22 protein-coding genes are annotated in these 22,849 nt (G+C 67.7%); 8 read left to right on the top strand and 14 right to left on the bottom strand.

Annotated elements, in window-relative coordinates:
* Window positions 1-12: 12 nt before the first annotated feature.
* Genes PQ455_RS02545 through PQ455_RS02535 form a run of 3 tightly spaced genes read right to left on the bottom strand, consistent with a single transcriptional unit; the run spans window position 13 to window position 2,393 of the window.
* Window positions 13-906, bottom strand: a complete 894-nt coding sequence (locus PQ455_RS02545) for a dioxygenase family protein (RefSeq protein WP_273688923.1) — start codon at window positions 904-906, stop codon at window positions 13-15.
* 35 nt (window positions 907-941) lie between these two features.
* A complete protein-coding gene (catC, locus tag PQ455_RS02540) occupies window positions 942-1,232 on the bottom strand; it encodes a muconolactone Delta-isomerase (RefSeq protein WP_273688921.1) in 291 nt (96 codons plus the stop codon).
* Window positions 1,233-1,235: 3 nt separating this feature from the next.
* The gene (locus tag PQ455_RS02535) at window positions 1,236-2,393 is read right to left on the bottom strand and encodes a muconate/chloromuconate family cycloisomerase (RefSeq protein ID WP_273688919.1); all 1,158 of its coding nucleotides are present in this window, start codon (window positions 2,391-2,393) and stop codon (window positions 1,236-1,238) included.
* A gap of 109 nt (window positions 2,394-2,502) precedes the next feature.
* On the opposite strand from PQ455_RS02535, the gene PQ455_RS02530 reads away from it, so the two are divergent.
* The gene (locus PQ455_RS02530; protein ID WP_273688918.1) at window positions 2,503-3,420 is read left to right on the top strand and encodes a LysR family transcriptional regulator; all 918 of its coding nucleotides are present in this window, start codon (window positions 2,503-2,505) and stop codon (window positions 3,418-3,420) included.
* A 90-nt stretch (window positions 3,421-3,510) separates the two neighbouring features.
* Here the strand turns inward: PQ455_RS02530 and PQ455_RS02525 are convergent, their stop codons facing one another.
* Window positions 3,511-4,413 carry a LysR family transcriptional regulator gene (locus PQ455_RS02525; RefSeq protein WP_273688916.1) on the bottom strand — a complete coding sequence of 301 codons (903 nt, stop codon included), beginning with the start codon at window positions 4,411-4,413 and terminating at the stop codon, window positions 3,511-3,513.
* Between the two features lie 85 nt (window positions 4,414-4,498).
* Here PQ455_RS02525 and PQ455_RS02520 point away from each other — a divergent pair, with 85 nt between their 5' ends.
* Genes PQ455_RS02520 through PQ455_RS02510 form a run of 3 tightly spaced genes read left to right on the top strand, consistent with a single transcriptional unit; the run spans window position 4,499 to window position 6,975 of the window.
* The gene (locus PQ455_RS02520; protein ID WP_273688913.1) at window positions 4,499-5,533 is read left to right on the top strand and encodes an aldo/keto reductase; all 1,035 of its coding nucleotides are present in this window, start codon (window positions 4,499-4,501) and stop codon (window positions 5,531-5,533) included.
* An 11-nt stretch (window positions 5,534-5,544) separates the two neighbouring features.
* Window positions 5,545-6,723: an MFS transporter gene (locus tag PQ455_RS02515; protein WP_273688911.1), complete on the top strand. Its 1,179-nt coding sequence runs from the start codon at window positions 5,545-5,547 to the stop codon at window positions 6,721-6,723.
* A gap of 54 nt (window positions 6,724-6,777) precedes the next feature.
* Entirely contained in the window at window positions 6,778-6,975 is a 198-nt protein-coding gene (locus PQ455_RS02510) for a hypothetical protein (protein WP_273688909.1), read from the top strand.
* A 60-nt stretch (window positions 6,976-7,035) separates the two neighbouring features.
* Here the strand turns inward: PQ455_RS02510 and PQ455_RS02505 are convergent, their stop codons facing one another.
* The 4 genes from PQ455_RS02505 to PQ455_RS02490 all read right to left on the bottom strand — a co-directional run bounded on the left by PQ455_RS02505 (window position 7,036) and on the right by PQ455_RS02490 (window position 12,813).
* Window positions 7,036-8,469, bottom strand: a complete 1,434-nt coding sequence (locus PQ455_RS02505) for an O-antigen ligase family protein (protein WP_273688908.1) — start codon at window positions 8,467-8,469, stop codon at window positions 7,036-7,038.
* Window positions 8,466-8,810, bottom strand: a complete 345-nt coding sequence (locus PQ455_RS02500; RefSeq protein WP_273688907.1) for a hypothetical protein — start codon at window positions 8,808-8,810, stop codon at window positions 8,466-8,468. Before PQ455_RS02500 ends, PQ455_RS02505 begins: the two co-directional genes overlap by 4 nt.
* Window positions 8,811-9,241: 431 nt before the next feature.
* Window positions 9,242-11,443 carry a GumC family protein gene (locus PQ455_RS02495; protein ID WP_273688905.1) on the bottom strand — a complete coding sequence of 734 codons (2,202 nt, stop codon included), beginning with the start codon at window positions 11,441-11,443 and terminating at the stop codon, window positions 9,242-9,244.
* Between the two features lie 44 nt (window positions 11,444-11,487).
* On the bottom strand, window positions 11,488-12,813 hold the full coding sequence (locus tag PQ455_RS02490; protein ID WP_273688903.1) for an outer membrane beta-barrel protein: 1,326 nt from the start codon (window positions 12,811-12,813) through the stop codon (window positions 11,488-11,490).
* Between the two features lie 137 nt (window positions 12,814-12,950).
* Here PQ455_RS02490 and PQ455_RS02485 point away from each other — a divergent pair, with 137 nt between their 5' ends.
* Window positions 12,951-13,814, top strand: coding sequence for a hypothetical protein (locus PQ455_RS02485; protein ID WP_273688901.1), 864 nt, complete (start codon window positions 12,951-12,953; stop codon window positions 13,812-13,814).
* Window positions 13,815-13,970: 156 nt separating this feature from the next.
* On the opposite strand, the gene PQ455_RS02480 is transcribed toward PQ455_RS02485, so the two are convergent.
* On the bottom strand, window positions 13,971-14,726 hold the full coding sequence (locus PQ455_RS02480; protein WP_273688899.1) for a metallophosphoesterase family protein: 756 nt from the start codon (window positions 14,724-14,726) through the stop codon (window positions 13,971-13,973).
* Window positions 14,727-14,828: 102 nt separating this feature from the next.
* Between PQ455_RS02480 and PQ455_RS02475 the strand changes: the two genes are divergently transcribed.
* The 3 genes from PQ455_RS02475 to PQ455_RS02465 all read left to right on the top strand — a co-directional run bounded on the left by PQ455_RS02475 (window position 14,829) and on the right by PQ455_RS02465 (window position 16,597).
* Window positions 14,829-15,398 (top strand): polysaccharide biosynthesis/export family protein, encoded by a 570-nt coding sequence (locus PQ455_RS02475; RefSeq protein WP_273688898.1) that lies wholly within the window; start codon window positions 14,829-14,831, stop codon window positions 15,396-15,398.
* 221 nt (window positions 15,399-15,619) lie between these two features.
* Window positions 15,620-16,264: a transglutaminase-like cysteine peptidase gene (locus tag PQ455_RS02470; RefSeq protein ID WP_273688896.1), complete on the top strand. Its 645-nt coding sequence runs from the start codon at window positions 15,620-15,622 to the stop codon at window positions 16,262-16,264.
* Between the two features lie 141 nt (window positions 16,265-16,405).
* Window positions 16,406-16,597: a hypothetical protein gene (locus PQ455_RS02465; protein ID WP_273688894.1), complete on the top strand. Its 192-nt coding sequence runs from the start codon at window positions 16,406-16,408 to the stop codon at window positions 16,595-16,597.
* A 4-nt stretch (window positions 16,598-16,601) separates the two neighbouring features.
* On the opposite strand, the gene PQ455_RS02460 is transcribed toward PQ455_RS02465, so the two are convergent.
* The 5 genes from PQ455_RS02460 to ligA form a co-directional block, all read right to left on the bottom strand.
* A complete protein-coding gene (locus PQ455_RS02460) occupies window positions 16,602-16,745 on the bottom strand; it encodes a hypothetical protein (protein ID WP_273688892.1) in 144 nt (47 codons plus the stop codon).
* A gap of 96 nt (window positions 16,746-16,841) precedes the next feature.
* Window positions 16,842-17,633 (bottom strand): bifunctional hydroxymethylpyrimidine kinase/phosphomethylpyrimidine kinase, encoded by a 792-nt coding sequence (thiD, locus tag PQ455_RS02455; RefSeq protein WP_273688890.1) that lies wholly within the window; start codon window positions 17,631-17,633, stop codon window positions 16,842-16,844.
* The gene (gene glmM / locus PQ455_RS02450) at window positions 17,630-18,967 is read right to left on the bottom strand and encodes a phosphoglucosamine mutase (RefSeq protein ID WP_273688888.1); all 1,338 of its coding nucleotides are present in this window, start codon (window positions 18,965-18,967) and stop codon (window positions 17,630-17,632) included. Before glmM ends, thiD begins: the two co-directional genes overlap by 4 nt.
* A 70-nt stretch (window positions 18,968-19,037) precedes the next feature.
* Window positions 19,038-20,621, bottom strand: coding sequence for a peptide MFS transporter (locus tag PQ455_RS02445; protein ID WP_273688886.1), 1,584 nt, complete (start codon window positions 20,619-20,621; stop codon window positions 19,038-19,040).
* 118 nt (window positions 20,622-20,739) lie between these two features.
* Window positions 20,740-22,839, bottom strand: coding sequence for an NAD-dependent DNA ligase LigA (ligA, locus tag PQ455_RS02440; protein WP_273688884.1), 2,100 nt, complete (start codon window positions 22,837-22,839; stop codon window positions 20,740-20,742).
* Window positions 22,840-22,849 lie beyond the last annotated feature (10 nt).

The following is a 22,849-nucleotide window of genomic DNA, read 5'->3' as shown; positions in this document are numbered from 1 at the left end:
CTCTGCCGAATGTCAGGCGACGACGAGCCGCTCGCGGGTGGAGAAGGTCTCGTCGGCCTTCTCGTCGGCGCGTTGCAGCTCGAAATCGAAGGCGATGTGGGCGGTGTCGCCCTGCCGGTTGGGCACCGGCAACAGACCCTCGCGGGTGCCGAAGGCGAAATCGTCGGCGGCGAAGGGGTCGTCGCCGAAATTGATCTGCGTCGTCAGCTGACGATAGCCCGGCGCCTCGACGAAGAAATGGACGTGCGCCGGACGATTGCCGTGGCGGCCGAGCGCCTTCATCAGCGTGTCGGACGCGCCGCCCGGCGGCACGCTATAGCCGTTGGGCATCTTCGAGTGGAACGCATAACGCCCGTCCGCGCCCAGCCTGATGCGCCGGCGGTTGTTGAACGGGGTCTGCTCGTGGGTCGGGTCGAAGTGCGAATAGAAGCCCTTCGAATCCGCGTGCCACACATGCAGGATGACATTCTCGACCGCCTCGCCATCCGGCCCGCGCACCCGCCCGGTCATGTAGAGCGTGTCGGTATCGTCCGGGTCCGACGTGAGGTTGGCGTCATTATCGACCAGCGGCGCGTTCTCGACATAGAGCGGCCCCTCGATCGTGCGCGGAGTGCCGCCGGTGCGGCCGGCCTCGGCATCCTTGGCGTCCATCAGCAGGTCGAGGAAATGCTCGATGCCGGTGCCGGGCATCAGCAGGCCGAATTCGCCCGCGCTCTTCTGGAGATAGCTGACCGCGCCCCACACCTCGTCCTCGCCGATGTCATGGCGGACGATGACCGTCATGATCGATTCGATCAGGTCGCGGACGATCGCCTTCAGCCTGGGATCGCCCTCGGGCGACGACACGCCGGCGACGCGATCGAGCAGATCCTGGATCGGCGGGGTTCCTACGAAGCTAACGTCCATCTTGTCTCTCCTGGGAAGTCTCGGGGTGCCGCCGTTCAGCGATCGTCGTCGTGGGCCGATGAGGGGTGTCGGCAGAGCGCGGTCACCCGCATCGTCATGAAGGGAAACAGAGGGAGCGTGGTCAGCAGGTCGTGCAGCGCGGCATTGTCGGCCACGTCGAAGATGCTGACGTTCGCGTAGCGGCCGACGACCCGCCAGATGTGGCGCCAGGTGCCAGCGGCCTGAAGTTCCTGAAAACGCGCCTTCTCCGCCGCCTTCAGCCGGGCGGCCTCGTCGGCATCGAAGCCCAGCGGGATATTCACGTCCATCTCGACCATGAACAGCATCGCTCAGGCCCTCCCACCGACGGCGTGGAGGATCGGCGCGGTGCGGTCGCGACGCAGGCGCGCCACCTTGTCCTCGTCGAGCGACACGCCGATGCCCGGCCCGGTCGGCACGGCCAGCTCGAAATCGGCATAGGCCAGCGGCTCGGCGAGGAGTTCCTCGGTCAGCAGCAGCGGGCCGAACAATTCGGTGCCCCAGGCGAGGCTCGGGAAGGTCGCGAACAGCTGCGCGGAGGCGGCGGTGCCGACGCCGGCCTCCAGCATCGTGCCGCCATACAGGCCGATCCCCGCCGCCTCGGCGATCCGCGCCACATCGTTGGCGGCATGGAGCCCGCCCGACTGGGCGATCTTGACCGCGAAGATGCGCGCGCCGGCGGTGGCGGCGATGGCGAAGGCGTCGCGCGGGCCGTGCAGCGCCTCGTCCGCCATCAGCGGAATGGTGTGGCGCGCCGAGAGCCGCGCCATCGCCGGCAGGGCATCGCGCGCGATCGGCTGCTCGACCAGATCGACGCCCACGTCGAACAGCATCCCCATGCCGCGATCGGCCTGCGCCTCGTCCCAATTCTGGTTGACGTCGACCCGCACGCTCGCCCGGTCACCCAGCGCGCGGCAGATCGCGCCGACATGGGCGACATCGTCCGCCACCGCGCGCTTGCCGATCTTCAGCTTGAAGATGCGGTGGCGGCGCTGGTCGAGCATCGCCTCGGCCTCCGCGATGTCGCGCGCCGTGTCGCCGCTGGCGAGCGTCCACGCCACCGGCAGAGACTCGCGCACCCGCCCGCCGCCGATCAGTTCGGACACCGGGACGCCCAGCCGCTTGCCGGCCAGGTCCAGCAGCGCCGTCTCCACTGCGCATTTGGCGATATGGTTGCCACGCACCATCTTGCCGACCCGCCGCATCAGCGCGGACACGCCGACCGTGCCGGCGTTCAGGATCAGCGGCGCGATATAGGTGTCGATCGCCAGTTTGATGCTTTCGGGGCTCTCCTCGCCATAGCTGAGGCCGCCGATCGTCGTGCCCTCGCCGATGCCCTCGATCCCATCGGAATCGCGCAGGCGGACGATCACGATCGATTGCTGGTGCATCGTCGCCATCGCGAGGATGTGCGGCCGGATGGTCGGCACATCGATAATCAGGGTATCGACCTGGCAGATACTGGCCATGATCCCGGCACATCCTCGCTTTATCTTTGTTCGAGCGAGGGCTACGCTGCGGAACGAACCGCCGCAAAGATCAATGCGGTCTGGGATCGATACCTTCGGGGTATTCAGGATGGATCTGCGACATCTCCGCTATTTCGTGACGGTCGCCGCCGAGCGGAACTTCAACCGCGCGGCCGAGAAGCTGCATATCGCCCAGCCCCCGCTCAGCCGCGCCATCCAGCAGCTCGAGGCGGAACTGGGCGCCGAACTGATCGACCGCACCGCCCGCCCGCTCAAGCTCACCAACGTCGGCCACCTGTTCCACGAACAGGCCGTGCAGGTGCTGCGGCGGATGGACGACATGCGCACGATGATGAGCGCGGCCGTCTCGTCGGAGCGGCGGCGCTTCACGATGGGCTTCGTCTCCTCGACGATCTACGCCCGCCTGCCCGAACTCATCCGCGAGTTTCGCGGCGAGGCGCCGGATGTCGAGTTGGTGCTGGTGGAGAGCGTGACGTTCGACCAGATCGCCGCGCTGAAGGACGGGCGGATCGATGTCGGCTTCGGCCGCATCCGCTTCGAGGATCCCGCCGTCCGCCGCACGATCCTCCGCAACGAACGGCTGGTCGTCGCCCTCCCCGCCGGCAGCCCGCTGGCGCAGGAAACGACGCCCATCTCGCTGGCCGACCTCGCCGCCCAGCCGCTGATCCTCTACCCGCGCTTTCCCCGGCCGAGCTACGCCGATCAGGTGCTGTCGCTGTTCCACGACCACGGTATCGAACCCAAGGTGGTCTACGAGGCGCGTGAACTCCAGATCGCGATCGGCCTGGTCGCCGCCGAGGAGGGCATCGCCATCATCCCCGAATCCGTCCGCCGCTCCCGCACCGAAGACGTCCGCTACCGCGATCTCGTCGAGCCGGCCACCAGCCCGATCATCATGAGCCAGAGGGTCGGCGACACCTCCCCCGAACTCCGCCTGATGGCGCGGATCATCGCCCGCAAATATGCGGAATGGGGCTATGCGGTGCCGGAGTCACTGCTCGTTTAATGCTGTATATAGACCACGCACTCTGATGCAGGAGGCGTACAGTCGATTGAGGCGGACGCATCGTCACTCGCCGTATCTGTCAGCCAATGCCTATAGTCGCTCCGCCAGAAAATCGACAAACGCCCTGACGCGCGCGGGGGTGTTGGCGCCGCCGACGAAAACCGCATGAATCAGCTCGACATCACCGGGATTGAAATCGTCGAGGATCGTGACGAGTCGTCCATCGGCAAGCTCGGCTGAAACGCTGAACGCGCCGACACGGGCGATCCCGATCCCGATCGCGGCGAGTTGGCCGAGCGTTTCCCCGTTGTTGGCCTCGATGTTGCCCTTCACCGACAGGCAGAATTCCTGGCCTTCCCGCACGAACGGCCACACCGGCTCGACCCGGCGAAAATCGAAATTCAGGCAATTATGGGTGAGCAGATCCTCGGGCACTGCCGGGATGCCGTGTCGATCGAGATAGTGCGGCGACGCGACGATCACGCGACCATTCTCGCCCAGCTTGCGCGCGGTGAGCGCACTGTCGGCCAGTGGCCCGAAGCGGATCGCGACGTCCGCCTCGCCGGCGGCGATATCGACGATCGTATCGTTGAGCGCGATATCCACGAGAATATGCGGATGGCGCCTGACGAACTCGCCCAACAGCGGGACGATGCATAGCCTTCCGTGAGACAGCGCAGCGCTGACGCGCAGCCTCCCTCGTGGCGCGCCCTGATCGGCGATATGCTGCTCGGCCTCGTCGAGATCGGAGAGGATCCGCCGCGCCGACAGGAGGTAGGCCTGGCCTTCCGCCGTGAGGGACAGCGCCCGGGTCGAGCGTAGGAGCAACCGCACGCCGAGACGCGCCTCGATCCGATCGATCGCACGGCTGATTGCCGAAGGGGTAAGCCCCAGCTGCCGCCCGGCCGCCGAGAAGCTGCCGCAATCGACGATCGCGATAAAGACCTCAAGCGAGCGGGCGCGATCCGATCCTGAGCCGATCTTTGAATACAATGCAAAAATCCTTCGCTTCGCTGGCTACTACCGCTCCACGCGCGTCGCGTCCATCTATGCATGGGCTTCATTCAAGGACGCGACCATGGAATATCGGCAACTGGGTGCCTCGGGCCTGCGGGTGCCCGCGCTCAGCTTCGGGACGGGAACCTTCGGCGGCACGGGGCCGCTCTTCGGCGCCTGGGGCACGAGCGACACAGCGGACGCACGGCGTCTGATCGATATCTGCCTGGACGCGGGCGTGACGCTCTTCGATACGGCCGACGTCTATTCCGATGGCGCCTCGGAAAAGGTTCTGGGGCAGGCGATACGCGGCCGCCGCGATGACGTACTCATTTCCACCAAGACAGGTTTGCCCATGGGGGATGGACCGCAGGATTGGGGCTCATCGCGCGCCCGCTTGCTGCGGGCGGTCGATGCCTCTCTGGGCCGGCTTGGCACGGATCACATCGATCTGCTCCAGTTGCACGCCTTCGACGCCTCGACCCCGACCGAGGAACTGATGGACACGCTTGGTCGGCTGATCGCGGCAGGAAAGGTGCGCTATGCGGGCGTCTCCAATTATCCGGGTTGGCAGCTCATGAAGGCGCAGGGGCTCGCGACGGCCAAAGGCTGGCCGCGCCTCGTCGCGCATCAGGTCTATTACTCGCTGATCGGGCGCGCCTATGAAGCGGACCTGATGCCGCTTGGCCTCGATCAGGGCGTCGGCGCGCTGGTCTGGAGCCCGCTCGGCTGGGGGCGCCTCACCGGCAAGATCGGACGCGGCCGGCCGTTGCCCGAAGGCAGCCGGCTGCACGCGACCGAACAATTCGCCCCACCGGTCGAAACCGAATTTCTCTATCGCGTGATCGACGCACTGGAGTCCGTCGCTGTCGAAACGGGCCGCAGCGTCCCGCAGATCGCAATCAACTGGCTGCTTCGACGTCCCACTGTCGCGTCGGTCATCATCGGCGCGCGCAACGAGGAGCAGCTACGGCAGAATCTCGGCGCCGTCGGATGGTCGCTTACCGCGGAGCAGGTGGCGCTCCTGGACGCCGCCAGCGATGTGCTGCCGCCCTATCCGCATACGCCGTACCGTCAGCAGGAGGGTTTTGCCCGTCTTGCTCCCGCCGCCATCTGAAAGGGGCACCCATGAAACTCAATCCCGGATTGCTCGCGCTCGCTACCGGCGCCTTCGGAATCGGCGTGACGGAATTCGCGCCAATGGGTCTCCTGCCGCTCATGGCAACCGACCTCGGCGTGTCGATTCCCGCCGCGGGTCTGCTCATAAGCGCCTATGCGCTCGGCGTCATGCTCGGCGCGCCGTTGATGACACTCACGACCGGCCGTGTTCCCCGTCGACGTCTCCTCATCGGGCTGGCGGCGATCTTCACCGCGGGAAACGTGCTGTCGGCGGTATCCGACAGCTATGGCATGCTGCTGGTCGCGCGGATGATAACGTCGCTCAATCATGGTGCCTTCTTCGGCGTCGGCTCGATCGTCGCGGCGGGCCTCGTGCCGCCGCAGCGGCAAGCGGGCGCGGTGGCGGCGATGTTCATGGGGCTCACCATTGCCAATGTCGTCGGCGTGCCGCTCGCCACCTGGGCGGGCGCCTATCTGGGCTGGCGAGCCGCCTTCTGGGGCATCGCCGTCCTGGGCGTTGCGACGATGGCGGCGCTACGCCTGACGTTACCTGCCCTTCCCGCCCCGCAGGACGGTAACGCCATGGCCGAACTGCGTGTGCTCGGCCGTGGGCGGGTGCTCGGTGCGCTGGGGCTGACGGTCGTGGGGGCGAGCGCGATGTTTACGGTCTTCACCTACATCGTGCCGATCCTGCGCGAGGTGACGCACGCCTCGCTCGGCTTCGTCACCGCGATGCTCATCATCTACGGTGTGGGCCTCACCATCGGCAACTGGCTGGGCGGCAAATTCGCGGACCGTTCCGTCGATCGCACCCTGCTGGTGACGCTGTCATCGCTCTGCGCGATCCTCGTGGGCTACGCGCTGGTCATGCCCTCCCCCGTCGCAAGCGCGGCAATTATCCTCTTGTGGGGAATCGCCAGTTTTGCGCTAGTGCCGCCTCTGCAAATTCGCGTGATGGCGGCCGCGGCGGATGCTCCGAACCTGGCCTCGTCCGTCAACATCGGCGCGTTCAACCTTGGAAACGCGATCGGTGCGGCACTGGGCGGCGGTGTGATTGCCGCCGGGCTTGGGTATCCGGCGGTCGCCATAGCCGGCGCCCTGACCTCGGCGATCGGCCTGGCAATTCTAGCGATGACGATCCGCACGACCGATCCGAAGCCATGTGAGCAGGTTCTTTGCGAGGCGTAGCGGTGGCCGTGCCGGTCACCCTCGTTGGTGTGGTTCGCATTGGCTGGGAGCGGCATGCCGGCGATGGCGGTCAACCTCGCCGGGATCGGCACGGCGGCTGTGATGCACGCCCGCATCGATCTCGATCATCACCATTTTTCGGTCAATGGCCGGATCCTGGGTAATATGGAAAGCGGCCTGCGGCCTGACGAAACCGGCTTGCCACGACCGCCTGTACCCGCTCCACCGACGGTAAAGATCGGTGTGTGTTAGATCGAAGCACGCGTTATCGGGTGCCCGATATCCCATCCGCCTCGGTCACCTGCCCCTGCCCTACCGCGAGGTCCCCCGCCGCCGCTGCTCCGGGCTCCAACTCTGGGCCACGCCCACGCCCAGGATCGCCATATAGGTCACGACCATGCCGGGGATCTGGAGGCTGAAATCGGTCGTCGCGTGCAGGCCCACCAGCACCGTCGCGGCGAAGGCGACGATCGGGATCACCTGGTCGCGGGTCCGGCGGATGCCGCCGATCAGGCACAGCGCCGCCAGCCACGCGACCGCGCCCACCAGCAGGATCGTCGCCGGAATGCCCATCTCGGCGCACAGTTCGTAATAGGTGTTGTGCGCCTGGGTGATGTCGCCGCCGGTCGCCAGCAGTGGCTGGCGGAACAGCGGGAAGACGCTGGCGAAGCTGCCGTAGCCCGATCCGATCCACGGCGTGCTGCCGATCATCGCCCGCACATCGTCGAACAATGGCGCGCGATCGAAGCTCGATGTCGCGTCCAGCCGCTCGATCAGCCCGGCCCCGCTCACCATCAACAGGCCGATGCCCGCCGCCACCGCCAGCAGCAGCAGGATCAGCCAGCCCCGGATGATGCCGGTCAGCCGCAGCAGCGCCAGCAACGCCACCGTCGCCGCCGCCGTCGAGGCGAAGCCCATGCGCGAGTGCGATTGGAGCCACGCCATCGCGATCACCACCGCCGCCGTCGCATAGACCGCCGCCGGCCCGCCCATCGCCTCCACGCTCCGCCCCGCCCGGCTCAGTGACGGATCGGACACGCGATATTTGGTGCGGTAATGGCGGATCGCCAGCACAATCGCGGCTAGCAGCGTCACGCCCGCATAGGTCGCATAGGTGTTGCGGTTGATGAACGTGCCCGTGACGTCGCCGCGATAGTTGGTGCGCGTCAGGAACAGCAAGGTGTCGTTGCCGGCGAAGTAGTTGATGAGGCCGTAGATCGCATAGCCGAGCGAGGCGAGGACGATCCATTCCAGCAGCGTCTCCGCCCGATCGCGATCGCGGCCATATTGCAGCGCGATCCAGAACACCGCCGCATTGGTGAGCAGGTGGATCAGCCCGACCATCCCGCCTTCGGGATCGGCGCTGATCCGCCGCGGAAGGCTGGCACCCAGCACCTCCGACGCCATCTGCCAGATCGGATTGGCCAGGCCCTCGGGCACCGGCGCCAGCGTCTGGACGAGGATCCACACCACCACCAGCGCGAACAGCAGCAAGGGCACGAGCAGCGCACCGCGCCACGCCACCGGCGCGCGGCCGCGCATCGCGAGCAGCGCCCACACCAGCATCAGGGCCGAGGCGATCAACCCGGCGAAGCTCCATGCCCAGGGGGTGTTGCCGCCGAACGGCAGCGGCAGCAGCGCGACGAGGGCCATGAAGCCGAACCACGGCCAGCGCGCCGAGCGGCGGCTCTCGCGGCTCTCGACGGCGGCATCCGCGATCGGAAGATCGGCGAGCGCCTCGCTCATCGTGCCGCCCCTGCCCGGGCGCGCTCGCGCAGGCGGCGGGCGCGGTCGGCATTGATCGCCTGCCACGCGGCGGCGCCATCGGCAGCGATATTATAGGCCATGCCGCGATCGAAATTGCGCACCAGCGCCGTGTCGCTCGCCAGCACCACGCGGACGAAGGCATCGGCGAAGCCAAATTGCGCCGCGCGGGCCAACTCGCGCCCATCGGCCTCGGCCGAGACGCGCACCTGATCCTTGAGCAGATCGAGCAATTCCATGTCCTCGGTCGGGAACATGCGGAAAGCGACGTAGAGGCGCGAGGTCATCAGGCCGGGCACGTAGCGGCCGGTCAGCACCGACATCTCCCACGCCTTGGCCGCGCCGCGCTTGTCGCCCGCGTCGAGCCGCGCCGCGCTTGTCGCCCGCGTCGAGCCGCTGTTCGGCCAGACGCACCCAGTTGAACGGCGCGGCCGGCGCGGCGGAGAGCGCGCCCGCCAGCAGCGCCGGCGCGCCCATGTCGCCGCCCAGCCGATAACGTTGCAGCGGCGGCGAGAGCGCGATCGCGCTCAGCGCGGCGCTGCTGTAGCGCGCCCGCTCGAACCAGCCGGCCGCCGTGGCCTGCGCGCGGGCGGTGTCGGCCAGCTGTTTGGGGGTCGGCGGGGCGGTGTCGCGCGTCCGCATCGCCTGGACCAGCGCGTCGCTCGGCAGCGACGTCAGCGCGGCGCCCAGAGAGCGGACCGACAGATATCCGAGCAGTATCGCCGGAACCGCCGAAGCGGCCAGGGCGATCGCGCTAGGCCGAAGCGCCATAATAAGCGCCGTAGCGCGAATAATGGTAGCCATAGTCGCCATAGCCATAGGTGGCCTGGCGCTGGAGATTGACCTGGCTGAGCACCGAGCCGACGAGCGGCGCGCCGATGCGGTGGACCTGGCGCAGGGTCGTCTGCACCACCGGCACCGGCGTATGGCCCCAGCGGACGACGAGCAGCATCTTGTCGACGAGGCGCGACACGATCTGGCTGTCGGTCATCGGGGTGAACGGCGGCGTGTCGATCACCACGAAATCATAGGTGTCGCGCAGCCGCTGGACGAGCTGCTCCATATGGTGCGAGCGCAGCAGATCGGGCGGATTGACCGCGCCATGCCCCGCGCTCAGCACGTCCACGCCCGTGCCGGCGTCGCGCTGGAGGACGCTCGCCAGCGAGGTCTCGCCGCTCAGCACCTGCACCAGCCCGGCCTTGTTCTCCATGCCGAAGGCATGGTGGACGCGCGGGTGGCGCATATCGGCGTCGATGATGATCGTGCGCAGGCCCGATTGCGCCGACACGCGGGCCAGGCCGGTCGACACGAAGGTCTTGCCCTCGGCCGGCACCGACGAGGAGAGCATCACCACCTTGGGCGGCGTATCCACGTCGGAAAGGGCGATCGCGCTGCGCAGGGTTCTGAGTGATTCCGCCGCCATCGCCTGCGGCCGCTCGATCACGATATCCTCGGGCCGGTCGTAATCGCCCTTCACGATCGGGATGAAGGCAAGCGTGGTGCCGCCGCCGATCGCCTCGACCGCGTCGGCCCCGCGCACCGTATTGTCGAGCCGCTCGAGGCCGAGCGACAGGACGATGCCGGCGATCATGCCGCCGACCAGCGCCAGCGCCAGCGTCTGCCCCACCTGCGGGAAGGACGGGCGCACCGGCACGTTGGCCGAAGAGATGATCCGCGAATCCGCCGTCTGCACGTCCACCTGCTGGCGGGTTTCCTTCAGGCGGTTGAGGAAGGTTTCGTAGATGCCGCGATTGGCGTCGGCCTCGCGCTGCAATTCGCGCAGCCGCACGCTCGCCTGGCCGCCGCGCACGACGCGGCCCTCGATCGAACCGAGGCTACCGGACAGCGTGCCTTCGCGGGCGCGGGCGACCTGCACCTCGTTGGAGGTGGCGGCGGCCAGCTTGCGCACCTCGTCCTCGATCTTCGAGCGCAGGTCACGCAATTCGGACTGGGCGTTGATGATGCGCGGGTGGCGATCGCCATAGGTCGCCTGAAGATCGCCGAGCTTGCGGACGACCTCGCTCTCCTGCTGGCGCAGCGCCTGGACGAGCGGCGAAGAGATCACCGCCGCCGCCGTATCGACGCCATTGCCGCCGCGCGACGTCAGGCTGCGAAGCTGGTTGAGCTGCGCTTCCTTGGCGGCGCGCTCCGACCGGGCGAGGATGAGCTGCGAGTTGATCTCGGACAGCTGCTGGGTATCGACCGTGCCCATGTCGCTGCTGACCAGCCGCGCCGAACCGCGATAGGCCTCGACCTGCCGATCCGATTCGACCGCTGCCTGGCGCAGTTCCTCGACGCGCGATTCGAGATAGGCCGACGCGCGCTTGGTCGCGTCATATTTCGCCTCGATGCCGTCGCTGATGTAGAGATCGGCCAGCGTGTTCGCCATCGCCGCCGACTTCTCCGGGTCCTCGGACGTGGCGGCAATGTTGATGACGTAGGATTTCAGCACCGGCGCGATGCCGAATGCCTTCTGCACCCGCGCGATGATCGACGAACGGATGCGCGCCTTCTGATAGGTCGTCAGCACCGGCTCGGGCGCCGAGCCGAACCACGTCGAGGGCTTCAGCAGGCGGAAGCCGGTGGTCTGCTTCAGCGTCGGGTTGAATTCGGGATCGGTGTCCAGCTTCAGCCGGTTCATCACCAGCTCCGACAGGCGCATCGACCGGAGGATCGACGCCTGAGTTTCCATCGTCGCGACATCGGGAGTCAGGCCCTGCACGACGTCCTGGATGTCGACGACCTGGGTCTTCTGGGTCTGCACCGCGACCGAGGCGGTCGCGGAATAGCGGGGCGTCACCTGAAGGAGGGCGAGCCCCGCGACCAGCGCGACGACGACGGCGGTGCCGAGGATCCAGGCCCAGCGGCGGCGGAGGAACCGCAGCACCCCGCCGAGATCGATGCCCGATTCCTCTTCTGCGGAAATACCATCCGCAAACCCCGCCGCAGCCGCCATCATCTACTCACAACAAATTTATCAAGCGATTCTGCGGCCTTGTATCACATCTGGATGCCGACGGTCGCCAGAACCTTGTGACGTTTGAAATCGGAGCCAACGCCGACAGCGGTCGATTGGCGCGCCGAATAATCATAGCCGAGGCTGGTGTAGATGTTGCGGTTGAGAATGTAGCGGATGCCGACGTTCAGGCCGTACGTGTCATCCGACCGATCCACCGTACCGATGCTCGAAAGGCCGTAATTGAGGTGGCCGTAACGCCCGCCGCCGTTCAGCTGGAAGGTGCGGGTCAGCTCGTGAGTCCAGTTCAGGCTGAACGACGTGGTCGTATAGCCCGAGAAGCCCGGCGCCAGCGTTTCATCGACGCTGCGATCGACGTTGACGTTCACCGTCGTCAGCTCGGTCGGATACCAGGTCAGCGCACCGCCGAACAACGGCTTGCTGATGGTCGGGTAGCGGGCGTCGTCGTAGTTGCGACGCAGCCAGCCGCCATAGACTTCACCGGTCAGCAACTGGCTCAGCTCGAAGCCGACGCCGCCCGAAAGCCGGAAGCCGTCCGACGACCGCTGGAAGCCCTGGCCGTTGAACTTGCGATCATAATCGACCTTGTCCCACACGGCGCGCGCCACAAAGGTGTAGCCGGGCGAGAATTCGAAGCCGGCGCGACCCGCGACCTTATACTGGTTGCGATCGCGATCCTGGAAATTGGTGATGCCGCCGCCGATCTGGCGGGCGTTGTTGTAATCGTACCTCTTGAAGCCGCCATCGAGGCCGACGCGGAAGGTCGACAGATCGCGCGCGAAGCCGGCGCCAAGCTCGTACAGATAATATTCGGTCGGGCGCAGGTTGGTCGCCAGCGCATTCGGATCACCGCGATCTTCATGGTTGAAGCTGAACGCGCCGTTGGCGGTCAGGAACGTCTCGGGCGCGACCTCCAGGCTGTGATTGCCGCCGATCGCGTAATCGGTGCGGTTTTCCAGCGTGCGGTTGAAATATTGATAGCGATCGAGCGCCACCCGCAGCGTGCCCTTGTAGACACCCGTGTCGCCCTGGATCGTCAGGCTCGGCGAGATCTTGGCGATCATGTCGTCGGTCTCGCGCTCGAGACCGTAGATGTTGCTGTCGTAGATCAGCCCGCCTTCGATCTTCGGGAAGGCCGTGAACGAACCGAAATGCGCACCGATGGGATCGAGCGACTGGGTCGCACGATCCTGGGCACGAGCGTCGTTGCGCTCCGGCGCGGGACGGTTCGGCAGCGCCGACACGTCGTTGGAGTCCGCCGGCGTGGTCGGCAGAACCTGCGCCTGTGCGATGCCGATGGGGGCGGCGACAAGAGCGATCGAGGCAAGAAGGCGAGCGGACGCGCGCATACGTTCTCCGTATGTCAGGAAGTTATGAGACTGATAAGAAACGGACCCCGAAAGGGGTCCGCAGGGATCAGGACTGGCTGACGTTGGTAACCGCAGGGTTTTCCACGATCACCACGACCTGCGGAGTGGGCGCCACGGTGACCGGTGCGGTCGTTGCCGTCGGCGTAACGGAAGCGGTCGCCACGGGCGCCGCAGCCGCTGGCGTCGCCACCGGGGTCGACGCCGCGATCGTCGCAGCGACATCGACACGGGCCGCAGCTGCCGTCACCGAAGCGGCATTGCCGGCCGCCGGCGTGGTGCTGGTGACCGTGGCCGCGATGGACGTTGCGCTTGCCGCACCCGGCACCGCCGAAGCGGCAGCAACGGCGGCGGCGGCGGCGGCGACCTGCTGGCCGGCCGGCGCAGCCGCGACGGCGGCCGAAGCGATGCTCGCCGCCGCAGCCGGGGCCGCCGTAGCGGCGCTGCTCACGATCGCGGCAACCTGCGAGGGCGAAGCCGTGACGGCCGCGCTCACGATGGCGGTGGCCGAGGCCGGCGCGGCCGCGGTGGCAGCGGTCACGACCGCAGCGGCGGTCGAGGGCGAAGCGGCGATGGCGGCACCCGCCGCCGCAGCGGCGGCGGCCGGGGTCGCGGTGACGACGGCCGTGACGATCGACGCGGCAGAGGCCGGCGCGGCGGAAACGGCCGCAGTCACGATCGAGGCGGCCTGCGAGGCGGGGACGGCGGCGACGACGGCCGAGGCGATCGCGCCGGCCGAAGCCGGGCTGGCGGCGACGGCGGCCTGCACCATCGCGGCGGCGACCGCCGGCGAGGCGGCGGCGACGAGCAGGGCGAAGGCGGCGGGATCACCGGCCGCCGCGGCGGCTTCCGAAGCCTGCTCGGCCGTGAGGGTCACTTCCTGGCCCGAAGCCGGCACGGTCGCAAAAGCCACCAGAGCCGCCGCACTCACGACGCCCAATAGCGTCTTCATCGAACCGATTGCCATGCCTGCCCCCTGTTAACGACCGCTTTGGTCAGAATTCTGCTATTGCGGCGCTACCACAGGTGTGGCCTTTCGCCTACCTAAGATTTCGCATCCGCAACAGCTTTCTCTGCAAAGCCTGTGGATTGTTGCGCCGCAACACCTCGCCCCGCCAGAAACATTTCGTTTACACGCCTCATGCGACAGGCAGGATCGACGCCGCCTCGCCTTCGATCAAGAGGCAGGTCAGCATGCCGGTGGCATAGGCGCCGGTGTCTATCCCGATGCGATTCTGGCGGAAAACCGGGCGATCCGTCACGGTATGGCCATGCACCACCCTCAATGCCAACCGTTTGTCGTGGCTGAGGAACGGTTCACGGATGGTGAGCAGGTCGTCGCGCTGCTGCTGATCGATCGCCCGGCTCGGCCGGACCCCGGCATGGACGAAGAGATAGTCACCCAGTTCGATCGACAGCTCCAGATCACCCAGGAATCGCCGATGCGAGTCGGGTAATATGGCGACAAGTCCCTGGCGAAGCCGCTCGAATCGATCGACCGATTCGGGCCCGGCGGGCTTCACGCCATAGCTGGCGAGCGTCGCCATGCCGCCATATTCGAACCAGGCCGGGCCGATCGCGGCGCTCTCCAGGAACTGGAGCATCGCATCCTCGTGATTGCCCATCAGGCAGCGGGCGGGCAGCCCGGCGAAGCGCAGGCCGGCCAGTGCCTCGATCACGCCGCGCGAATCCGGGCCGCGATCGACATAATCGCCGATGAAGATCACCAGCGCGTCGCCCTCCGGCGGGTGCGCCGCAATATGCGCCGCGATGGCCGCCTCGACGGCCATCAGCCGATCGAGTCGGCCATGCACATCGCCGATGGCATAGACGCGCAAACCGGGCGGCAGGCTCGGCGCGGATGCTTCCGGCGCGCGGCCGAACAGTCTTTTCAATAGATCACGGGACATAGGCGTTGGAACGCGATATAGGGGATGATGCTGAATCGGCATATGGGGGATTCATCGGAGATGCGTATGGGTTTCGCTGGGCGCGGAGTGATCCTCCCGTTCCTCTCGGTCTTGGCTGTCGCCGGCTCGATCGTTTCGCCGGTGCTGGCAGCGGACATGGCGCCGCCTACCGCGACCACCACGACCACGGGTGACGCCGCCGCCTACCGCCTGGGTTCGGGCGACAAGGTGCGGCTGAGCGTCTACAACGACGATACGCTGTCGGGCGAATATGAGGTCGACGGCTCGGGCAATCTGGCGCTCAAGCTGATCGGCGCGGTGCCGGCGCAGGGCCGCACCCTGCCCGAGCTGACCGCCGAGATCACGACCAAGCTGCGCGACGGCTACATGCGCGATCCGTCCGTGGCGGTGGAAGTGCTCAACTATCGCCCCTTCTACGTGCTGGGCGAGGTGAAGGAGCCGGGCAAATATGCCTTCGTGTCGGGCATGACCGTGCTCAACGCGGTCGCGCTGGCCGGCGGCTATACCTATCGCGGCCGCAAGGATGCGGTGATGGTGATCCGCGCCTCCGATCCCGCGAAGAAGGAGCAGAGCGCCCTTCCCAGCGACGCGGTGATGCCGGGCGATATCATCCGCGTCCGCGAGCGTTTCTTCTAAGAGGAGAGATCGGCACCGGCCCGCTCCCCCACCCGGCCACCCATAAGATACTGCCGTTGGGTGGCCGGGTGGGGGAGCGGGCCGGTGCCGCCTTCCGCCGTGAGGCGGACAATGAACAAGCCACACGGCGGGGGTAATTCCCCGCCGTTCGTGTTCTCAGGCCATGAAAACGGCCCAATATCCCTAATTTTTCGGCAACCAAGGCTGGTAGCCGGGCCTTGGTGACCGCGACGGTAACCCACCTCCTGCAAGCGAACAGGCAGGTGGTGGACATGGCGATCAACAAGTTTCTCCCGAAGATGATGGCGGTGGCGGCGCTGGCGGCGGGCACCCTGCTCGGCGGCTGCGCCACGGTGGCGACGCCGACCGCATCGGCGATGCGCGACGGCGGGCTCGCCATGCCGCCCGCCGGATGGCTCGATTTCTGCGCCCGCAATGGCCGCGACCCCTCGTGCCAGGCGGTCCAGCTCGATGCCAGCAAGTGGCGCCAGCTCCAGGCCGTCCAGGCCTCGCTCCGCTCGGTCCGCCGGGTCAGCGACGAGGCGGTCTACGGCAAGGCGGAATATTGGACCGTGGCGACGGGCGCTGCCGGCGATTGCGAGGATATCGCGCTGGCCGCGCGGGACCGGCTGATGAAGGCCGGCTGGCCGACCTCGGCGCTGCGGCTGGCGACGGCCTGGACCGAGCAGAAGGAATATCATGTCGTCCTGACGGTCGATGTCGCGCGCGGCAATGTGCCCGAGACGCTGGTGCTCGACAGCCGTTTCGCGGTGGTGATGAGCTGGGATAAGCTGAAGCAGATGGGCTACCGCTTCACCACCCGCCAGGCGGCGCGCGGCCCGCAGTGGGTGCTGGTTAACAGCTGATCGACCGGCCTGCCGCCTGCCCTGCCTGATCCTCCCCAGCCAGGGGGAGGTCGAGACGGGCGGCCATCGCTACGATTCGTTAACCGGATCGGCCCTAGAACGACCTCGACGGACGCACAGGGCGGACAAAGGGGATTCGAGATGCGGGGACAGGTGGTTGCGCTGAAGCTGCGGGAGCCGGCCCGCCATGTCGTCGCGGAGCCCGTGACGATCGAGCAGGTCCAGCCCGAACCGCGCGACATGAAGAAGCTCTATCGCGGGCTGCTCGCGCTCAACCTGGGCCTGTGGGTGTCGATCGTCGGCGCTGTGTGGGTGCTGGCCAGCGCCGCCTGACCGATCAGGATACCGCGTCGGCGAACAGCGCGACGGCGATCCAGAACAGGATGCTGAGCGCTATCAGCGCGCTGAGCCCCTGCCCCTTCACGGGCATTACGGTGTGCGGGATGTCCGCGTGGCCGATCATGGGTTGGTCGATCTTCATGGCGGGCTCTCCTCGGGAGGAGAGTCTTCTGCCCCTCTCCACATTCCCGAAAACGCCGATCCGGCCGATCGGTTTCGTGACAAATCCATTCCGGCATCAATTCAGAACGATGGCGGGATTCCCAAGCGGCCCATGCCCCGCGCCCAGCCCCGGCGCGGCGAGCAGACCGGCCCTGACATAGGCCCGCGCCCGCGCCGCCGCCTCGACCAGCGATAGCCCCGCCCCCAGCCCCGTCGCCAGCGCGCTGGCCAGGGTGCAGCCCGTGCCGTGGGTGTGCCGCGTCTCGATCTTCGTATCGGTCCAGCGATGAACCTCGCCACCCCGCTCGATCAGCAGATCGGTGAGCCGTCCGCCCGGCAGATGCCCGCCCTTGGCGAGGATCGCCGCGCCGGTCCGGGCACGCAGCGCCTCGCCCGCCGCCGCCAGACCGGCCACGTCGTCGATCGCCAGCCCGGTCAGCGCGGTCAGTTCAGGCGCGTTGGGCGTCACCACCGTCGCCACCGCCATCAGCCGCGCGAAGGCCGCGATCGTATCGGCATCGGCCAGCGCCGCGCCGCTGGTGGCGATCATCACCGGATCGAACACGATCGGCACGCCCGTGAGCGCCTCCAGCCGATCGGCCACCGCATGGGCCGCCGCCGCCGATCCGATCATCCCGATCTTCACCGCATCGACGCCGATGTCGGACAGGACCGCGTCGATCTGGGCGAGGATCATCGCGACCGGCACCGGCTCCACCGCCGTCACGCCGAGCGTATTCTGCGCGGTGATCGCGGTGATGGCGGTCATCGCATGGCCGCCATTGAGCGTGATCGCCTTGATATCGGCCTGGATGCCGGCGCCGCCGCCGCTGTCCGATCCGGCGATGGAGAGGATGCGCGGGATCACGCCGCCTTCCGCACCGCCTCGCAAATCTGATCGACCACCGCGCCAACGAGCGCCTCATCCTCCCCCTCGGCCATCACGCGGATCAGCGGCTCGGTGCCGGACTTGCGGATGACGAGCCGGCCGGTGCCGCTCAGCTTCGCCTCGGCGTCGGCGATCGCGGCCTTCACCGCCTCGGCCTCGAGCGGCTGACCGGCTGCGTAACGGACGTTCTTGAGCAGTTGCGGCAGCGGATCGAACATATGAAGCAGATCGCTTGCCTTGCGGCCGCTCTCGACCAGCTCGGCCAGCACCTGCAACGCCGCGACCAGCCCGTCGCCGGTGGTCGCATGATCGGCCAGGATGATGTGGCCCGATTGCTCGCCGCCGAGATTGTAGCCGCCCGAGCGCATCGCCTCGACCACATAGCGATCGCCGACCGAGGTGCGGACGAGGCTGAGCCCCTGCCCGCCCAGACACCGTTCCAGCCCGAGGTTCGACATTACCGTGGCCACCACGCCGCCGCCTTTCAGCAGCCCCGCGCGATGCTGGGCGAGGCCGATCAGCGCCATCAGCTGGTCACCGTCGACGATCTGGCCCTTTTCATCCACCACGATCAGCCGATCGGCATCGCCATCGAGCGCGATGCCGAGATCGGCGCGGGTCTCGATCACCTTGGCCTGCAAGGCGGTCGGGTCGGTCGAGCCGCAATGATCGTTGATGTTGATGCCGTTGGGGCTGACGCCGAGCGCGATCACCTCCGCGCCCAATTCCCACAGGGCCTCGGGCGCGACCTTGTAGGCGGCGCCATTGGCGCAATCGATCACCAGCCGCAGCCCGTCGAGCCGCAGATGTTCGGGGAAGCTCGCCTTTGCGGCGTGGATATAACGGCCCTGCGCGTCGTCCACCCGGCGGGCGCGGCCGATCTCGTGCGGGGCGGCCAGTGGGGGCGCGCGCTCCAGCATCGCCTCGATCTCGATCTCGTCGGCGTCGGACAGCTTGTAGCCGTCCGGCCCGAACAGCTTGATGCCATTGTCCACGAACGGATTGTGGCTGGCCGAGATCATCACGCCGAGGTCGGCGCGCATCGACCGCGCCAGCATCGCCACCGCCGGGGTCGGCATCGGCCCGACCAGCACGACATCCATGCCGACGCTGGTGAAGCCCGCGACCAGCGCCGATTCCATCATATAGCCCGACAGGCGGGTATCCTTGCCGATCACCACGCGATGGCGGTGGCGGCCGCGCAGGAAGCGGGTGCCCGCCGCCTGCCCCACGCGCATCGCGATCTCGGCCGTCATCGGCGCGGTGTTGGTCCGCCCGCGAATCCCGTCGGTCCCGAAATATTTGCGGCCCATGCTGCCCTCTCCGGCTGGTGAGGCGCGGCCTATACGCGGGCCGCGCCACCCCAAGCAATCATTGCGGCCATCACTGCGGCTTGAGTTCATTCTCCAGCCGCGTGCCGGCCGCCTCCGGCTCGCCGATCACGTCCTGCCCTGCCAGCCGGTGATCGTCCTGCCCCAATGTGGACAGGTGCATCAGCTTGCCGAAGGGCTTGGCGATGACCAGCATGAACACGCCGAAGCCGATCGCGACGAGGCTGACGCGGGTATAGACGTCGGTGATCTGCGCCGCGCCCGCGCCCTCCGCGCCGGTCGCCGAAGCGATGAGCCCGGCGGCGAAATTGCCGGTCGCGGTCGCGAAGAACCAGGTGCCCATCAGCAGGCCCGCCATCTGCGGCAGCGCCATCTTGGTCATGGCGGAAAGGCCGACCGGCGACAGGCACAGTTCGCCGGTCGAATGGAAGAAATAGAGCAGGAAGATGAAGATCGCCGGCGTCAGCCCGTCGCCCGCCGCCAGCGCGCCCGCGACGAGGACGAGGAAGCCGACGCCGACCTGGATCAGCGCGAGGCCGAACTTGGCCGGCGCCGAAGGCTCCCACCCGCGCCGCGCCAGCGCCGTCCACGCCCAGGCGAGCACGGGCGCCATGGTGATGATCCAGAAGCTGTTGATCGACTGGAACACCGAAGCCGGCACCTGAAGGCCGAGGAAGGTACGATCGACCCGCTCGTCGGTGAACAGGTTGAGCGAGGAACCGGCCTGCTCGAACAAGGCCCAGAACAGGATCGATCCCACGATCAGCGCCATCGCCGCGAAGATGCGGTCGCGCTCGACCGGGGGCAGGTGGCGCACGGCGGTCCACAGGATATAGCCCACCAGCAAGGCGCCGAACACGCCCAGCAATGTGCCGACCAGCGCGGTATTCTGGATCAGCTGCCAGCAGGCGATCACGCCGACGATCGCGCCGAGGTAGATCCACGCCTCGCGGCTGAGCCCCGCGACCTTGCCGCGCAGATGTTCGGGGCGGGGCGGTTCGGCGCGGCCGAGCAATTCGGCCTTGAAGGTGACGAACACGATCAGGCCGGCCAACATGCCGACACCGGCCGCGCCGAAGCCCCACGCCCAGCCGACCAGCTCGCCCAGCAGGCCGCACAGGATCGCGCCCGAGAAGGCGCCGACGTTAATCCCCATGTAGAAGATGGTGTAGGCCGGATCGCGGCGGATATCGTTGCGCGCATACAGCTGGCCGACGATCGCCGAGATATTGGCCTTCAGGAAGCCCGTGCCGGTGATGACGAAGGCGAGGCCGAGGAAGAAGAACTGGACATAGAAGGGATCGGCATTGCCCCCCGGCCCCTCGAACGCGAGCAGAAAGTGGCCGATGGCGATGACGATGCCGCCGAACAGCACCGCCTTGCGCCCGCCGAGATAGCGATCCGCCAGCCACCCGCCGATGACCGGGGTGATATACACCAGCGACAGATAGGCGCCGTAGACGAGGCTGGCGTGGCTCTTGTCGAACAGGAAATGCTTGGTGAGGTACAGCACCAGCAGGCCGCGCATCCCGTAGAAGGAAAAACGCTCCCACATTTCGGTGAAGAACAGCACGAACAGGCCGCGCGGATGGCCGAGAAGCGTCCGCTCTGGGCCGGCGGCGGGAAGGGTCGCCATGGGCGAGGAACTCCGAATATAGGGCGCCGGAACGGGCGCGGCGTGATGGCCGAGACCCTAACCCGAAAGCGGCGGGTGTAAATCCTTCCCTGCACCGCTGGGGAGGCGAAGGACAGGGTCACCCCGCCTCGGCCACCAGTCTGGCCCAGCCCGCCTCGTCGATCACCTCGATCCCCAGCGCGGCCGCCTGCGTCAGCTTCGATCCGGCGCCCGGCCCCGCCACCACCAGATCGGTCTTCTTGGAGACCGATCCCGCCGTCTTGGCGCCCAGCGCCTCGGCTTGCGCCTTGGCCTCGTCGCGGCTCATCGTTTCCAGCTTGCCGGTGAACACCACAATCTTGCCGGTAACCGGGCTCTCGCGCGTCTCGAACACGACGGGCTGGATCGCGACCTGCGCGGTCAGATCATCCAGCACCTCGCGATTGTGCGCCTCGGCGAAGAAATCGACCAGCGCCAGCGCCACCTCGCCGCCAATATTGGGGGTGGCGACGATCGCGGCCAACTCCTTGGCAGTGCGGGCGAGGAATTTCTCGTCGGTCTCGCCCACGGCCGGCACCATGGCATCCCGCGCCGCGACCGCCTCGCCCAGCATCGCGGCCAGCGCCTCCCAGCTTCCATAACGCCGCGCGAGATCGCGCGCGGTCACCTCGCCGACGTGGCGGATGCCCAGGCCGAACAGCAGCCGGTCGAGCGGCGGGCTGCGCTTCTCCTCGATCGCCTTCAGCAGATTGTCGACCGACGTTTCGGCCCAGCGCTCGCGCCCCAGAAGCAGGTCGCGCTTCTCGTGCAGGCGGAAGATATCGGCCGGGTTGGCGATGAGCCCGTCGCGGAAGAACGCCTCGATATGGACGAGGCCGAGCCCCTCGATATCGAGCGCGTGGCGCGACACGAAATGGCGGAGCCGCTCGACCCGCTGCGCGGGGCAGACCAGCCCGCCGGTGCAACGATAATCCACCTCTCCCGGCTCGCGCTCGGCGGCGGAGCCACATTCGGGGCATGTCTGCGGGAAGGGCCAGGGCTCGCGCGTCTCCTCGCGGCTGAGATTCTCGACGATCTGGGGGATCACGTCGCCGGCGCGCTGGATCACCACCCGGTCGCCGGGATGGACGCCGAGGCGCCCGATCTCGTCGGCATTGTGCAGGGTCGCGTTGGAGACGACCACGCCGCCCACCGTCACCGGCTCCAGCCGCGCCACGGGGGTGAGCTTGCCGGTGCGGCCGACCTGGATGTCGATCCGCTCCAGGGTCGTCTGCGCGCGTTCGGCGGGGAATTTGTGGGCGATCGCCCAGCGCGGCGCGCGCGCCACCTGCCCCAGCCGCCGCTGCCAATCGAGCCGGTCCACCTTGTAGACGACGCCATCGATATCGAACGGCAGATCGGCCCGCGCCGCCTCGATGCCGCGATAATGCGCCAGCGCCGCCTCGATCGTATCGACGCGGATCAGGCGATCGGAGATGGGCAGGCCCCACCCCCCGATCGCCTGCATCACGCCCAGCTGCGTCTCGGCCGGCACCACCGACGCCTCGCCCCAGCCGTGCGCCAGGAAGCGCAGCGGCCGCGCCTCGGTGATCGTCGGATCGAGCTGACGCAGCGATCCGGCGGCGGCGTTGCGCGGGTTGGCGAAGATCTTGCCGCCGCGCTCGGCCTGCCGCGCGTTGAGCGCCGCGAAATCGGCCTTGGCCATATAGACCTCGCCGCGCACCTCGAACACGGGCGGCACGTCGCCCGTCAGTTGCTCGGGCACGTCGCGGATGGTGCGGACGTTGGGGGTGACGTCCTCGCCGGTCTGGCCGTCGCCGCGGGTCAGCGCCTGCACCAGCCGGCCGCCCTCGTAGCGGATCGAGCAGGAGAGGCCGTCGATCTTGGGCTCGGCGGTGAGCGCGACCGGCTCCGCCTCGTCCAGCAGCAGGAAACGCCGCACGCGGGCGACGAATTCGGCCACCTCCTCGTCGGCGAAGGCATTGTCGAGGCTCATCATCGCCCGCGCGTGCGCCACCTTGGCGAGCCGCGAGGTGGTGGCCGCCCCCACCTGTGTCGAGGGGCTGTCGGCGCGCACCAGATGCGGGAAATCCGCCTCCAGCGCCGTATTCTCGCGGACGAGCGCGTCATAGGCGGCGTCGCTGATCTCGGGCTCGTCCCGATCGTGATAGAGCCGATTGTGGTGCGCGATCTCCGCCGCCAGCACGGCCAGCCGCGCCTCCGCCTGTTTCTCGTCCATGGGCCGCTGC

The organism is Sphingomonas naphthae, assembly GCF_028607085.1.
GTDB lineage: Bacteria > Pseudomonadota > Alphaproteobacteria > Sphingomonadales > Sphingomonadaceae > Sphingomonas_Q > Sphingomonas_Q naphthae.
This window is presented reverse-complemented; position numbering and strand designations above follow the sequence as displayed.

Coding starts and splice junctions, on each gene's coding strand:
- PQ455_RS02465 (WP_273688894.1), top strand. CDS start 16,406: ATGCGGGGACAGGTGGTTGCGCTGAAGCTGCGGGAGCCGGCCCGCCAT.
- PQ455_RS02520 (WP_273688913.1), top strand. CDS start 4,499: ATGGAATATCGGCAACTGGGTGCCTCGGGCCTGCGGGTGCCCGCGCTC.
- PQ455_RS02505 (WP_273688908.1), bottom strand. CDS start 8,469: ATGAGCGAGGCGCTCGCCGATCTTCCGATCGCGGATGCCGCCGTCGAG.
- PQ455_RS02495 (WP_273688905.1), bottom strand. CDS start 11,443: ATGGCGGCTGCGGCGGGGTTTGCGGATGGTATTTCCGCAGAAGAGGAA.
- PQ455_RS02510 (WP_273688909.1), top strand. CDS start 6,778: ATGCCGGCGATGGCGGTCAACCTCGCCGGGATCGGCACGGCGGCTGTG.
- PQ455_RS02530 (WP_273688918.1), top strand. CDS start 2,503: ATGGATCTGCGACATCTCCGCTATTTCGTGACGGTCGCCGCCGAGCGG.
- PQ455_RS02500 (WP_273688907.1), bottom strand. CDS start 8,810: ATGTCGGTGCTGACCGGCCGCTACGTGCCCGGCCTGATGACCTCGCGC.
- ligA (WP_273688884.1), bottom strand. CDS start 22,839: ATGGACGAGAAACAGGCGGAGGCGCGGCTGGCCGTGCTGGCGGCGGAG.
- PQ455_RS02515 (WP_273688911.1), top strand. CDS start 5,545: ATGAAACTCAATCCCGGATTGCTCGCGCTCGCTACCGGCGCCTTCGGA.
- PQ455_RS02460 (WP_273688892.1), bottom strand. CDS start 16,745: ATGAAGATCGACCAACCCATGATCGGCCACGCGGACATCCCGCACACC.
- PQ455_RS02490 (WP_273688903.1), bottom strand. CDS start 12,813: ATGCGCGCGTCCGCTCGCCTTCTTGCCTCGATCGCTCTTGTCGCCGCC.
- catC (WP_273688921.1), bottom strand. CDS start 1,232: ATGCTGTTCATGGTCGAGATGGACGTGAATATCCCGCTGGGCTTCGAT.
- glmM (WP_273688888.1), bottom strand. CDS start 18,967: ATGGGCCGCAAATATTTCGGGACCGACGGGATTCGCGGGCGGACCAAC.
- PQ455_RS02535 (WP_273688919.1), bottom strand. CDS start 2,393: ATGGCCAGTATCTGCCAGGTCGATACCCTGATTATCGATGTGCCGACC.
- PQ455_RS02445 (WP_273688886.1), bottom strand. CDS start 20,621: ATGGCGACCCTTCCCGCCGCCGGCCCAGAGCGGACGCTTCTCGGCCAT.
- PQ455_RS02545 (WP_273688923.1), bottom strand. CDS start 906: ATGGACGTTAGCTTCGTAGGAACCCCGCCGATCCAGGATCTGCTCGAT.